Origin of the sequence: Halobacillus litoralis (assembly GCF_020524085.2) — a bacterium.
GTDB classification, from domain to species: Bacteria; Bacillota; Bacilli; order Bacillales; family Halobacillaceae; genus Halobacillus; species Halobacillus litoralis_E.
In genome coordinates, this window is sequence record NZ_CP129016.1 from 3,853,202 (window position 1) to 3,866,909 (window position 13,708).

Annotated in this window: 11 protein-coding genes; all 11 read right to left on the minus strand. The window is 43.2% G+C overall.

The window, feature by feature from the left end:
- Window positions 1–283: 283 nt before the first annotated feature.
- Window positions 284–1,708, minus strand: a complete 1,425-nt coding sequence (locus LC065_RS19790; protein ID WP_226594663.1) for an aldehyde dehydrogenase family protein — start codon at window positions 1,706–1,708, stop codon at window positions 284–286.
- A 130-nt stretch (window positions 1,709–1,838) separates the two neighbouring features.
- Window positions 1,839–3,026 carry a NupC/NupG family nucleoside CNT transporter gene (locus tag LC065_RS19795; protein ID WP_226594664.1) on the minus strand — a complete coding sequence of 396 codons (1,188 nt, stop codon included), beginning with the start codon at window positions 3,024–3,026 and terminating at the stop codon, window positions 1,839–1,841.
- A gap of 269 nt (window positions 3,027–3,295) precedes the next feature.
- Entirely contained in the window at window positions 3,296–4,288 is a 993-nt protein-coding gene (locus LC065_RS19800) for a FecCD family ABC transporter permease (RefSeq protein WP_226594666.1), read from the minus strand.
- Window positions 4,285–5,262, minus strand: a complete 978-nt coding sequence (locus LC065_RS19805; RefSeq protein WP_306163966.1) for a FecCD family ABC transporter permease — start codon at window positions 5,260–5,262, stop codon at window positions 4,285–4,287. The genes LC065_RS19800 and LC065_RS19805 overlap by 4 nt, the downstream gene beginning before the upstream one ends.
- 149 nt (window positions 5,263–5,411) lie before the next feature.
- Window positions 5,412–6,368, minus strand: coding sequence for an ABC transporter substrate-binding protein (locus LC065_RS19810; protein ID WP_226594667.1), 957 nt, complete (start codon window positions 6,366–6,368; stop codon window positions 5,412–5,414).
- A gap of 126 nt (window positions 6,369–6,494) precedes the next feature.
- Window positions 6,495–7,118 carry a SafA/ExsA family spore coat assembly protein gene (gene safA, locus LC065_RS19815; protein ID WP_371933376.1) on the minus strand — a complete coding sequence of 208 codons (624 nt, stop codon included), beginning with the start codon at window positions 7,116–7,118 and terminating at the stop codon, window positions 6,495–6,497.
- Between the two features lie 143 nt (window positions 7,119–7,261).
- The gene (locus tag LC065_RS19820; RefSeq protein ID WP_226594669.1) at window positions 7,262–7,759 is read right to left on the minus strand and encodes a hypothetical protein; all 498 of its coding nucleotides are present in this window, start codon (window positions 7,757–7,759) and stop codon (window positions 7,262–7,264) included.
- Between the two features lie 81 nt (window positions 7,760–7,840).
- Window positions 7,841–8,962 (minus strand): Ger(x)C family spore germination protein, encoded by a 1,122-nt coding sequence (locus LC065_RS19825; protein WP_226594670.1) that lies wholly within the window; start codon window positions 8,960–8,962, stop codon window positions 7,841–7,843.
- Window positions 8,959–10,119: a GerAB/ArcD/ProY family transporter gene (locus tag LC065_RS19830; protein ID WP_226594672.1), complete on the minus strand. Its 1,161-nt coding sequence runs from the start codon at window positions 10,117–10,119 to the stop codon at window positions 8,959–8,961. Before LC065_RS19830 ends, LC065_RS19825 begins: the two co-directional genes overlap by 4 nt.
- Window positions 10,049–11,578 carry a spore germination protein gene (locus LC065_RS19835; protein WP_371933460.1) on the minus strand — a complete coding sequence of 510 codons (1,530 nt, stop codon included), beginning with the start codon at window positions 11,576–11,578 and terminating at the stop codon, window positions 10,049–10,051. The genes LC065_RS19830 and LC065_RS19835 overlap by 71 nt, the downstream gene beginning before the upstream one ends.
- Before the next feature lie 725 nt (window positions 11,579–12,303).
- Entirely contained in the window at window positions 12,304–13,599 is a 1,296-nt protein-coding gene (locus tag LC065_RS19840) for an NCS2 family permease (RefSeq protein ID WP_226594676.1), read from the minus strand.
- Window positions 13,600–13,708 lie beyond the last annotated feature (109 nt).

Consider the following 13,708-nt stretch of genomic DNA (forward strand, 5'->3'; position numbering starts at 1 on the left):
GTAAAGGGATTCGTTTCTCACATACACGAAATGGGGTGGTTGGGAAGCTGCGAGACTCCCGTGGGAGAAAGGAGCTAGGCGAGATCCCGCAGGGCATTAGCCCGAGGAAGCTCGCCACTCCCCCACAGGAAAGCGAGTAGCTTCCCCAGCCACCCCTGACTCTCAATCTGGCAAACGAACTCCGGTTATCTCAAAACTGAGTCTTCAACAAACGGGAGCATATTTTGGATATGAAAAGAAGCGTCCTGGGAATGGACGCTTCTTTTTGGTTTATTAGTAATCGCTACTGGTTTAAGTTAAGAACGATCAAGCGTTCTTCTGTCATATCTTCGATCGTGTATTTCGGGCCCTCTTTGCCCCATCCACTATCTTTCACACCACCATAAGGCATGAGGTCGACACGGTATTGAGAAGAGTCATTAACCATGAGTCCCCCAACTTCAACATTTTTCGCTGCGTAAAAAGCGGTGTCAAGGTTCTGCGTGAATATACCGCCCTGGAGCCCGTAAGGTGAATCATTCACTTCTTTAATACAGGATGGAAGATCAGAAAACGGTATCATGCTTACTACAGGAGCAAATATTTCTTCACAAACGACTTTCATATCTGGTTTTACATTTGTTAAAACCGTAGGGTGAAATAAAGCGGCCTCACGATTGCCGCCGTGGATGACTTTGGCCCCTGCTGCCTTTGCTTCCTCCACCCATTGTTCGGCACGCTTGGCTTCTTCCTCGCTTATCATAGGACCGACATCAGTTTTCGGATCATTCGGGTCACCTACATTCAACTTTTCAATGGCTCGGATGAACTTATCCTGAAATACTTCACGAACATCTTCATGTACATACAATCTTTGGACAGAAATACAAACTTGCCCGGCAAAAGCATAACTTTTAGCAGCTACGTTTTCTGCAGCTGCATCAAGGTCCGCTTCTTTATCGATAATGACTGGTGAGTTATTTCCGAGCTCCAGCACGAGTTTGTTCAGACCTGTATTTTGTTTTAACTTCAGCCCGACTTCCGCACTTCCTGTAAACGTGTAAAGGTTGATTCGCTCATCTTTCATCATTTGATTTCCAACCGTGGACCCTGAACCAACCACCACATTAAGAAAACCTTTCGGGATTCCGGCTTCTTCGAACAACTTGGCCAATTTCAACGCGGAAATTGGTGTCTTACTTGCAGGCTTCAAGACTACCGCATTCCCTGCCGCTATAGCAGGTGCTATTTTATGTGCGACAAGGTTGACCGGAAAATTGAAAGGGCTGATGGCTCCGACAACTCCCACTGGGACCTTGATCGTAAAAGCCATACGGTTTTCAGACCCTGGTGCTGCCTCTACTGGAACACCTTCCCCATGGATCCGCTTCGCCTCTTCTGCTGCCAATTCAAAAGTCTGAGCCGCCCGGTCCAATTCGGTTAACGCTTGTTTGATCGGCTTCCCGGCTTCCATCGTGATGACTTTTGCCATCTCCTCCTGGTTCTCTTTCAATAATTCACTCACACGTTTCAATCGTTCAAAGCGTTCGTAAGGAGACATGGCATGCTGTTTATACGCATGCGTCGCTGCTTCAATGGCTGCATCAACTTCTTTCTCAGACGCTTTAGCCACCTGCGCAAAGGTTTCCTGTGTGTATTTGTTCAATACGTCCAGTTGATCATTGGTGTCTATCCATTCTCCATTAATATAGAGCTTATGACGATCCATGAACCTCTCTCCTTTGAAATAGAGTCTACGACTTTTTCTGTTCCTTATCCAAGGTTGGATAAACCGACGAATGCTTTAAAACAAAAAAAGCCTGAATGGAGGAAACCCTCCATTCAGACTTTTCGGCACTTTATAGGAATAATCCTGCAATTGTTGCAGAAAGCATAGAACCTAGAGTCGCACCGATAAGAAGCTTCATACCGAAACCAGATACTCGTCCACCTTTGTCCGCATCAATACCTTGAACAGTACCAGCAATGATACCGATCGAGGAGAAGTTAGCGAAACTTGTAAGGAAGACTGTTACAATACCCACTGTTTTCTCCGATACGCTATCAAGCATATTAGAGAATTCAAGCATCGCGACGAATTCGTTCGTTACGATTTTCGTACCCATGATTGCACCAGCGTCGACGACTTCAGCAGCTGGAATACCCATCAGCAAACCGATTGGTGCAATAATATAACCAAGGAGCTCTTGAAGCGTAAAGCCGTTGAATACAGCTCCAAACACCCAGTTCACAAGTTCAAGAGAGGCGATGAAGGCAATAAGCATAGATGCAACGATTAGTGCGATTTTACCACCATCAAGGGCACCATTACCCATAGCTTCAAAGAAACTTTTCGCATTTGAAACGTCTTGAATATCAACTTTGTCCTCTTCTTTAGAAACTTTAACCGGTGCAATGATGGACGACACGATCAAGGCACTGAACATGTTTAATGGAAGAGCCACAAGGATATATTGACTTGGCAACATTCCAAGATACGCACCTACGATGGACGCAGATACAGATCCCATAGCGGAAGCACTAACAATATACAAACGGTTATCATTCAAGTTGTGGAACTGTGATTTGATAGCGATCAAAGCTTCAGACTGACCGAAGAAAATACTGTTTACTGCGTTGAAAGATTCAACCTTCGGCAAACCGGTAATTTTTGAAAGTCCCCAACCAAGATATTTAATAATGAAAGGCAAGATCTTCAGATATGTCAAAACAGAAAGAATGGTTGCGAAGAAAATGATGATCAAAAGAACGTTGAAGAAGAACACGCCGTTCTCTCCTACTTCTACGCCACCTAGTACGAAGTTAACACCGACCGTTCCAAATTCAATCAACTTGTTGAATCCGGCGGAAATCCCGTCAATGATCATTTTTCCGATGGTCGTATTGAACATGAATGCCGTAATCAGCAATTGAACGACAATCATGACAGCTACGCCTTTGAAATTAATATTTTTACGATCATTGGACATGAGAAAAGCGATTCCAAGAATGATCGCAACAGCAAGAATACCTAAAAGAATACCCACAATAAGTCCTCCCCTAATTGTTAAATAAAGTATTTATGAAAATGCTTACATCAAGTAATTCCACTATGGATTTTATCAGGTTGTCAGACGTCATGCAAGGTTTATTTGTATGTAATAAATAACAAATCATGACATGCTAGTCATCCTATGCTTTAATATGCCTTTATTTAAAAGGGTTTATCCTCTTTTAAGGATCTTAATAAATTTTTGTCATATGGGTATACACTTGTACACATAAAAAAAGAAACGCCAAAAGCGTTTCTTTTTTTCTATGACTTCTGCATTTTTCTCAATAAGAACAAAAAGTACGGGGCTCCAATCACAGCAGTAAAAATTCCTGCTGGGACTTCTGTAGGCGGAAACAAGCCTCGCCCCAAATTATCAGCAACCATTAAGAGGAACGTACCTGTTAGCGCTGAAACAGGAAGCAGATAGATATGCTTATTCCCTACCAGTTGGCGGGCAATATGCGGAGCAATTAACCCGACGAATCCAAGTGTACCGACCACTGCTACTGAGGCACCTGCAAGGATCACTGCTATAATCAATAATAGCAGTCTCGCTTTTCGAACAGGTTCGCCGAGCCCTTCTGCGACATCGTCTCCAAGACTAAGAACATCAAGCTTTGGTGCTAGAAAAAGCGTAATCGGAACAACAATCACAATCCAAGGCAGCAGCAGCCACACATCTGTCCAATCTTTCCCCCATAAGCTGCCGGTCAACCAGACCAGAGCTGCATTCGTCTCCAACGGAAATTTAACGGTCAGAAACTGAATTCCCGCCTGACAAATCGCTCCTAACGCAATACCAACAAGGGCAAGCGTCGCTGGCTGGACGCCTCTTTTAAAAGCGAAAAGATAAAGACCGATTGTGACTAACCCCGCTCCTAAAAATGCGGCAATCGGAAGGCCGATAACAGGCAAAGAAGGAAAGAGGATGATTACAGCGGCGGCTGCAAATCCAGCACCTTTGGTAATCCCAATAACATCCGGAGAAGCAAGAGGATTCCGGATAATCCCCTGCAGTATGGCGCCTGATATCCCTAGTCCAGTGCCCACCAACAGGCTCATAATGATCCGTGGCAAACGGAAATTCTCAATGATGTACCCGCTTCCTCCTGCATCCACTCCAACAAAATAGTTGTATATGGAACCAGGCGGAATCCAAACAGCACCGACACCAATAGAAAGAAAGGCTCCTAACAAGATGAGTATGGAAAGGGAAATAATAATTGTCGTCGGATGCATCTTTTTTAAGCTCATGCCGCTCTCCCTCCCTTACTAGCCAAGTATAAGAAAAATGGGGCTCCGAGTAGCGCTGTTACTATCCCCACCGGTGACTCTGCTGGAAATGAAATGAATCTTGAGAGGACATCAGAGATTGTTAATAATGCCGCACCAAATACTGCTGACACAGGTAGGACCACGCGATAATCTGATCCCATCAGCTTTCGTACAATATTTGGTATGATCAAGCCTACAAAACCGATTGGACCAGCAACAGCCACAGAAATTCCGGCTAATAGGATGACTAAGATGGCCGATGAAGCCCGGATCCACCCAATTCTCTGTCCTAACCCCCTTGCTACATCGTCACCTAATCCAAGAATCGTCAGCCCTTTGCCTAGAAATAGTGCTCCGATGAGCCCGGTCAATGACCAGGGAATCATCAAGTGGACATCGGCCCAGTTACGACCATCGATGCCACCGGCTAGCCAAAAAAGAACATCTTCCGTCGATGTTTCATGAAAAAGGACGATGCCTTCAATTAAAGAGGAAAGAAACAAGTGGACAGTAATTCCGGCCAATGCCAATTTGACAGGCGTCATCCCTCCACCTGTAGAAGAGAGCGAATAGACTATCGCTCCTCCGACGGCTGCACCTATAAATGCGAAATATACGAGTGTGGAAGAACCAAGTCCAGTAAAGAGTACAACTCCGGCGACCACCATTAACGAAGCCCCTGCATTGACTCCGAACACTTGAGGGGAAGCTAAAGGGTTGTTCGTAATCGCCTGCATGATCCCTCCAGCAATAGCTAAACAGGCGCCGACAATGATTCCTATAAGAGCTCTTGGTAAGCGAATCGTATGGATGATGGAAGCGGCTTTTCCTTCATCTGGAGCAAGCAAAAGTTTCACCACATCAGCAAAAGGAATCGCATAGGCACCAATACTTAAACTTGCGATAAAACTCGCAATAAGAATTAAAATCCCCGACAAAAAAATAAGGGCCATTTTATATTTAACTACGGATGACTGCTCAGTTATGTGCTGCACGTCAATTCTCCTATCTATATACTCTTTTCACCATATCACAAACGATAGGATAGCGTCTTCTGATAAAAAAGGAAAGAGCGAAGGGCCTCCCTCCGCTCTTTGAACAGTTATTCTTCATATAAATAGTTGATGGCGTCCTCTAGAATTTTTTCAGATGAAATTAATCCTCGGAAACGGGACCACATGTTACGATCGACCTCGTGGACCTCTCCATTTTCCACAGCTGAAATACCCTGATACAATTCATTGCTTTCCCACTCATCAACAACCGTTTGATCACCAGCGACCATATGGAACATTACATCTGGATTGAATTCAACCACTTGTTCCAAGTTGATTTTATTGTAGCGTTCGTCTCCGCTCTGGATCGCGTTTTTCAAACCAATAGATTCCAATAAAGAGCCTGTGTAAGATTCCATGTTGTGTGCGAAGTAACCGCTGTCCGCCACTACTGCTGGAAGGACGGTACGCTCCTCGTCCTCAGGTACCTGCGCTCGAAGCTCTTCCATTTTTGCCTCATGATCGGCTAGAACTTCTTCACCTTTTTCTTCCATACCCATGGCTTTTGATACGGTTTCGAAGCTTGAAATAATACCCTCATAATCAGCCGCTAGAGAAGGAAGAATGATCGTCGGAGCAATATCAGACAACTGATCATAAATATCTTTGTGTCTCTTCATATCCGCAATGATCAAGTCAGGTTGAAGGGAACTGATGACTTCTAAGGAAGGCTGCTTTCTCGTACCTACTGATGTATAGTCACCGATTTTCTCACGGATCGGTTCGATGATGCGTTCTGTATCATCATCGTCTGCGATGCCGACAGGTGAAACACCTAAAGAAGCAAGGTTGTCAACGAATGAAAACTCAAGAGCAACGACCTTCTCAGGCTGACCTTTAATTTCGGTCTCTCCCATCTCATGTTCAATTACGCGTGTATCTTCCGTGGCTTCACTGCTTTTATCCTGAGTGTCTTCTGAAGTTTGATCTTCTGAAGAACTTCCACATGCCGTGACAATTAGGATAAGAGCGAGCATAATAAACGAAAATAAAATTTTCTTCATATGTAATACCTCCATTGTTATTGATAATCATTATCAAACGCTTCATTTATCATACTTAAAAATGGAATAATTGTAAAGGGTACAACAAAAGGACTGCCGCCTCCAATAGAGCGACAGCCCTTCCATTTATTGCGAAATAAACATCTGGGTCCAATAATGACCGTAACTTCCACCCTCTGCGTACCCTACGCCAATCTGTCTTAAATTCGGATCTAGAATGTTCTTCCTATGCCCAGGGCTATTCATCCATCCATTGACCACTTCCTGTGGCGTTCGTTGACCGGCAGCGATGTTTTCTGCCGCACGATTGTAGGAGATATTGAAATCTCTCATCATATCAAACGGTGAACCATAGGTAGGAGACGTGTGGGAAAAGTAATTCTTATTCGCCATGTCTCTGGACTTGTACCTGGCTACGCGTGATAACTGCCAGTTGGCCTTTAATGCAGGGAGACCGTTTTTCGCTCGTTCCTGGTTCGTCAAGTCAATGACTTGGCTTTCAACTGATTTGATATCCCCTTTCAGAGGGATGGTTACCCTGTCTCCTGGATAAATGAGATCAGGATTGTCGAACTGTGGGTTTGCATTGATGATTTCACTCAAACCAATCTTGTATTTTTTTGAGATTTTCCATAATGTGTCCCCACTCTTAACTGTGTAAGTATCCGTTGCTGCTTGGGTCATTTGAGGGGTTTGAACAAACAACACCGCAGCAAAAATGATCGCGCCAAACCACATCCATACTTTCAAGTGCTCTCACTCCTTTTTTAGTGTCAGATGTAGTGTGGCTCACACTGATAAAATTATGTATGTAAAGGAAAAGTTTAGAAATTAAAACGCACCCACCGGTGGTCAGTCGGTGGGTGCTATACCATAGGGGAGGTATAATCATTTTATGAATGAAACGAGCGGGCCACTTCAACCAATTGTTGTCGTGTCACACTCTGTTCATTACCTTCTTCAGACGCCACACTGGCGCGGTAAGTCATTAAATACGTCACACCATCTTTTTTCCAAGTTAGTTTCTTGGAAAAGCGGTTATTTTCGTATTGGCCGTCTAGATTTTCAAGGATGGAAAGCTCTTCCGGATCTATCCACGGAGTATTAATTTCCCCTTGAGAAAATTGAATGGTCAGCAGATCATTATCAGGCGTATAAAAACTCAAGTCCATCAACTTTGAACCTCCATCCTGATAGATGTCTGTCACGACGCTTATCATAGGTATAGGAATGTACTCAGGAAGCTCGGGTTGAAAGTCTAATTGTTCCACAGCCGAAGACACCTTTTCTACATTATAAGAATGGTATCCACTAGGCACCGCATGAGTTTTATTATTACAAGCACTGATTGCCACCAAGCAGAAAATTAACACACCAAATCTTTTCCACACAATGCTTTCCCCCGTCATTACTATGTTTCTAATATAGAGACGAGATAACTCCCAAAAAGGTTTCACATAGATGAAAAAAAATTAATTAATGATTCCATGCTGGATGACTTCCACTTTCACGGTTGGTTTAATGGATATTTCCGGATACTCTTCCTTCCAGTCTAATTTTTTCCAAGTATCAGGATGATAGGCTTTCACTCTTCTTCCGATGCCAAAAACATCACTGTTCGCTCCTTGAAGCTGAGCGATAATATCTACAGAATCTTCGGTGAGTGTTTCTGAGAGCTTCTTACCGATTTCCTCAACTCTCCCTTTTACGTACAAATGATCCGAGGGGTATTCGACAATCTTCACTTTCATATCGAGATTGATGCTTACTGAAATTTCCCCATCTTCATTTTTAATGTTCATTTTACGATCGTTTTGAGAAACTTCCACAGTAACATAATCCAAAATTTCTTCCTCTTTGTTATCATCGATTTTTTCCGTCAAATGGGCGTCTCTTCCCTTGACCCCTTGCAAAAGCATATACAATGTCGTTTGTTCCGCATCAATCTTTTCACCTGTGTAGGCTTTATCATGAAATAACCCCATACCGCTAAAAGTTAGGAGACTCCCATCATCTTCTATTTTCAACATAGGGACTGAGAAATCAATTCCAGGTTCCAACAATTCAGCACAAAGCAGCTGAAGGTTCTCACCTGTCGCATGAGTGGATGAAATTGCAGCTTCCAGCAGCCCGCCGACGTAGTTGCTAATTCTTGTAGCTCCACTATGATTCATACTTATAACATCCTTAGCTGTTCCTTCTTCTACAACGGCAAGATAGGCATTCAAGTTGCTGCGAGAGTTTCGATACATATCATCAAGAATGGGATAGATGTTCTTCTCAGCAAGGTCTTGCCCTAATATTACTACTTTAACTTTTGATGGATCATAAGACTCTGAGATCATGCGGTCAATCTTATTTCTTGCTTGTAAAGGAGTACTGGCAGAAGTTGATAATACTTGGAGGCTTTCACTACCCGCCCCCTCCGATGACCTACTCACCGTAGGTATGGAGACAGTCTGTATAATTTGTCCTTCCTCTCCTTGATCAAACCCGAGCGAAAGTACCAGCTTTACATTTTTAAACTGTTTTTCATCCCAACACCCCGTAAGAAATAGGAGAACGGCCATAACAATGACCAAGTACCTTCTCATAATGTCCCCTCCCCCTTGTCCTTGTTCCTCCGCCAAATGCTTAAAGGAACCATAATTAGTGGTAGAGTCACAGAAAAAACATAACCAGAATAGGTCACCACATTGTTGAAGTTTTCCATTTTTTTAATATCCATACCAATATACATACTAATGGTAAATATAACGAAACCGATCACCACAATAAATTTTGTAGATAACTGTTTATTGAACAAATCCGATAAGCCGATACTCGATAAGTACAGATATGTCGCAAATGTGGTGGCCACATTAATCACCCATATCGTAATAAAAAACAAGTCAATTCGAGCTACAACAGGGAGAGTGAACGATTTCAACATATACAAAACGGGTTCAGGAACTAGTGGAAGTTCACTGGTACTGAAAAAAGTGAAACTTGCAAGAACCGTAAACAAATAAAAGAGTGTCACAAACCAGTGGGCAAAAACTATGGTTTTCAACTTTTGTTTGTTCGTTCCTTCCACCTTCGAAAAAATAACCAACGTAACAATAAAACCAAAATAGGAAAAAATGGCTTGGTTGATGCCAGAAAATACCCTTCCCCATCCAGTTTCTAAGAAAGGAAATAGATACATGATATTCATCTCTTTTGCTCCGAAGGCCACAAGAATGAGCAAAAACACAATCAATATAGAAAGCATGGTGTACATCCGCCCAAGAACTATCAACCCACCGTGAACCATATACATACACACAGAGATCATTAAAGAAGCAGTGACCCATAAAGGCGTGTTCGGTAAAACCCAGACATTGATCATCCGGCAGAATAACAAAATGATAAGCGTCCCTACACCGACAAAGTACAGGATGTATAAAATGGAGATTGGTCTTCCTATCCATTTTGTAAACAACTTATCATTCATTGTAAATAATGTATCTTGAGGGAAGTTCTTTGCAACAATCCAAATTCCTATAAGCAACAGTTGGATGGCTACTGCTCCTAACAAAAGAGAAATCCACCCATCTTGCTTAGCTACACTGTGCAGTTCAAATGGAACTGACAGTACGCCCACTCCAATTTGGGTTTGGATAATAATGAAAAAATATTGTCTGAGGGACAACTTCTGTTCATTTTTTTGTGTCGGTTGTTGTGGAGGTTTGACTTCCCCCTTTTCCTTGTTTTGATTGGTTTTGTTCATCACGGTTTCTCCACTCCCTTGAAGGGTCCAAAGCTATGGGTTTTACTGCATGAGCATCCTTCGGCCTAAGCTTCATCATATACATGGGCAAACGGACAAACGTATCTTTCAAATCAACCAGACTTAACGGTGCAAGAGGCGCAAAATAAGGAACACCGAAAGAATGAAGACGTGTCAGGTGAGTCAGTATGAATAACATTCCGAATACAATTCCAATAAAACCGATCGTTCCTGCGAGTAAGATCAGTGGGAAAGTTAATAACCTGAGAGCAGTACTCAATTCATTGGAAGGGACCACAAAGGAAGCAATAGCAGTCAATGCCACAACAATAACCATTAAGTTGGAAACAAGTCCTGCACGTACCACCGCGTCACCGATGACAAGACCACCGACAATACCAATGGTCTGGCCAATGGGAGCGGGCAATCGTATCCCGGCTTCCCTGATTAGTTCAATGATGATAACCATTACAAGAGCCTCTAGTATGGGGGGATACGCTATTTCATTAATGGATGCTTTAATTGGAATGATTAGTTCATCAGGAATGACCTCAAAATGGAAACTCACTACTGCAATATATAAGGCAGGTAAACTCACAGCTATCACAAAACTGAAGAGTCGTATCAAACGGACAAACGTGCCTGTGAACCATCGCATATTATAGTCATCCGGCGCTTGATAAAACATAAAAAAAGTAGCGGGGGCAATAAGAGTTGTAGGGCTCCCTTCCGACAAAATAGCGACTCTCCCCTCAACTAAATTAGCTGCCACACGATCAGGCCTTTCTGTATTTAACATTTGAGGAAATGGAGAATTCGATTGATCTTCAATAAATTCTTCCACGTGTCCCGGACTATGAATCATATCTGAATCAACGGAATGTAGTCGGGTCTCTACCTCCTGGACAAGCGTAGGATCCGCGATTCCATCCATGTAGATGACAGCCACATTCGTGTTCGTCTTTTTACCCAACTTAAAATATTTAATTGTTAAATCTCTGTGTTCTACCCTTTTGCGGATGAGGTTGATGTTTGTCATCATGTTTTCCACAAAACCATCATGGGCGCCACGAACCACCTTTTCATTTTGTGGTTCCTCCGGTGTCCGACCAAATGAAGAGGTCACACTGAACTGTGCGATTTCCCTCTTTCCTTCTTCTATAAAAAGGGCATGACCGCGTAAAAGAGTTCGCACGGCTTCTTCTAAGTCAATGGTCTGCTTTGCATTCGGTAGATGGAAAACGTTTTCGGTATGCCCCATTTCGATTGGCGCAAAAATCTTTTCATGAATTTTTTCGTGTTCAGCTAAAGATTCAAAATATAATAAAGCCGCATTACCTTTTTTCAAGACGCGTATTTTCAAATCATTCGTGTTATGAAAAGCATCTAAGAGATACTTGACGTTCTCAGACAACTTTCTTGAGCTGGGTACTTCTTTCTCACCTGATGGTTCGGACATATGACGTTCTACTACCTTATCGCGGTTATTCTTAAAAAATCGCGTAAAGATTCCCATTTTCGCATCACCTAACCTTAATTTGCCACGGATAAAATGGAATATACCAAACAAATCCTCTCCACATAAAAAATCCCCTTTCACTAACGCTCCCTATTGTGGAAGACTCAGTTTCGAGACTTTTGTTGAGTGGATGGTGCTGCGGGGAATAGCTCGCTTTCCGCGGGAGCGCGGTGAGCCTCCTCGGACTTCGTCCTGTGGGGTCTCCCCATGCACTTTTTTTCCCGCAGGAGTCTCGCCATTCCCCTCCGCCCCTTTGCCATATAAGTATCTCGAAATCCTCCAGATAATAATTGGAGGGAAATCAACTCCCCAGAAAGCTATTCTGTATGCGTAAAGCTTGTTATACAGCGCTGTATGCTTATAACATCATGTTAGTGGAAACCCCCACAGTGAAGAGGTTCGTTTCTCTCCAACACCGAATGGGGTGGTCGGGAAGCTGCGAGACTCCCGCGGGAATGGATTGGCTGGCGAGACCCCGCAGTGCGTAGCACGAGGAGGCTTGCCGTCATCCCCGCAGGAAAGCGAGTAGCTTCCCGACCACCCCTAACGCCCAACAAGGCAACGAACCCCGGACACATCTCGAATCTGAGTCTTCCACAATCCTGCCATTTACTTTAATAATAAAAAGAAGCCCTATGGCTGGATTGCCATAGGGCTTGATGGGGTTAGTGGCCTGGGAAAAAGACCATTTGTAAGATGAAAATAATCGCGAACATATATAACATCCAATGCACTTCTTTCCCTTTTCCGGTGACAAGCTTTAACAATGGATACGTAATAAAGCCAAAAGAGATCCCTGTTGCAATACTGGATGTGAGTGGCATGGAAAGGATAATGATGAAGGCTGGGAAAGCATCATCAAAAGTCCCCCAGTTCACTTTTGCAAGACCACCCATCATAAAGCAACCTACAATAATTAGGACAGGAGCGGTAATAGCTGGTAAGCCGGATACTGCTCCAACGATAGGGGCAAAAAACATGGATAAAATAAACAATACTGCAACGACCATTGTCGTTAAGCCTGTTCGACCTCCTGCTGCTACCCCTGAAGAAGATTCAATGTATGCGGATGAAGGACTCGTTCCGAACATAGCTCCAACGGTTGTAGCTGACGCATCCGCCATTAAAGCAGCACGCGCCCTCGGAAGGCTTCCATCTTTGCGGATGAAACCAGCTTGTTCTGCCACACCGATCATCGTTCCTGTGGTGTCAAAAATCGTGACAAGAAGGAAAGCGAAAATAACCGTATATAGGCCATTGCTGAATACCGCTCCAATATCCATATCCCAGAAAACAGGAGCTGGAGGTGCTTCGACGAAGCCTTCAAGCTGAAGCTGTCCTGTAAAAAAGCCGATGATGCCTGTTACAAACATACCGATGAACAATCCACCCGTCACGTTTCTTGCGATGAGGACCAACGTGAAGAAAAGTCCGAATACAGTCAACAATGGACCTTTTGCCGTCAAGTCACCAAGCGTAACCAGCGTCTCTTCACTAGGAACGATGATGCCTGACATTCTTAACCCGAGGAAGGCTATAAATAAACCGATTCCTGATGTGATTCCATATTTCAAGGAAGGAGGAATCGCTGTAATCAACGTTTTCCGTAAGCTTGTCAGACTAAGGAGTACAAATAATATACCAGAAACAAAAACAGCTCCAAGAATAACAGAATAACTGACATCCTGTTGAACAACTTCTGTAACGAAATAAGCATTCAAACCCATACCAGGAGCAATGGCAATGGGATAATTGGCAGCAAAGGCCATGATTAACGTACCAACGACGGCCGCGATGATCGTCGCCATGAACACTTGTTCAAATGGCACCCCTGCACTTGAGAGAATTGCCGGGTTAACGACAACGATATAGACCATCGTCAAAAAAGTCGTTACTCCTGCAAGCAGCTCTGTTTTGACGTCTGTATGATTTTCATTTAATCGGAACCATTTGTTTAACATTTGGAAACACCAAACTTTCAATAAGAATTACAACGTGTATTATAATATTATTTTTACGAACAAAAATCAATAGAAACAATAAAAATGTTCGCTTTTATTACTATTACAT